This is a genomic window from Oleiphilus sp. HI0080 (assembly GCF_001635135.1).
The window spans coordinates 1-738 of record NZ_LWFU01000778.1 but is presented as its reverse complement, the minus strand read 5'-3'; the positions used below and the strand labels follow the sequence as shown (position 1 = coordinate 738).

2 protein-coding genes are annotated in these 738 nt (G+C 44.3%); both read right to left on the bottom strand.

Annotated features, from left to right (window positions below):
• On the bottom strand, positions 1 to 410 hold a 410-nt coding region (locus tag A3751_RS16135; RefSeq protein WP_068457912.1), incomplete at its 3' end, for an OmpH family outer membrane protein.
• Between the two features lie 22 nt (positions 411 to 432).
• Positions 433 to 738: BamA/TamA family outer membrane protein (locus A3751_RS16130; RefSeq protein WP_156492542.1), on the bottom strand; the 306-nt coding region annotated here is incomplete at its 5' end.

The following is a 738-nucleotide window of genomic DNA, read 5'->3' as shown; positions in this document are numbered from 1 at the left end:
GATTCCTTTTCAACCAATTTCTGGATTACTGTATCCAAATTAGGCCGAGACTGTTCCAAGAACTCTTGTCGCTTCTCCGCTAATGCTTTATCCAGCTTTGTTTTCAGATAGCGAAACTCTTGAACTTTCTCTTCCAGATCAGCGGCCAGCTTTGCCCGCTCGCTATCGCTCATAATCGCAGCATCATTCTGAAGACGCATTTCCAGTTTCTGGGCCGCCTCACTTACCGCGCGTACTTCAAGATCTTGCTGCTTATAATCTGCAACCATCTTATCAGAATACGCTTGCGCCGCCTTTGAAGAAAAAAGAGCTGCTCTCATGTCAATCAAACCGATTTTGACCTCAGCATTTGCCGAAACAGACGTAAGTGCCAGCACAAAAACCAACGCTAGATATTGTAAGACTTTCATATTGTGTATTCCTCGTACTTAGTTAAAAGGGCTGCCCTAAAGAAAACTGGAAGAACTGCTTTTCGTCTTCAGGAGTGGCATTCATCGCCTTACCAAAACTGAACCCAAGCGGGCCAATAAAGGTGTTCCACTGCAACGCTACGCCGGTTGACCAACGGATTTCGTTCAAATCAAAATCATATCCGCGATTTGTATCGAACACATTACCGGTATCAACGAAATATGCCATACGCATCGAGCTTTGGTCTTTAATGAACGGCAGAGGAAAAATGATCTCAGCGCTATTTTCGAACAACAAATTACCACCAAATGGGTCAGAAGAGGCAAA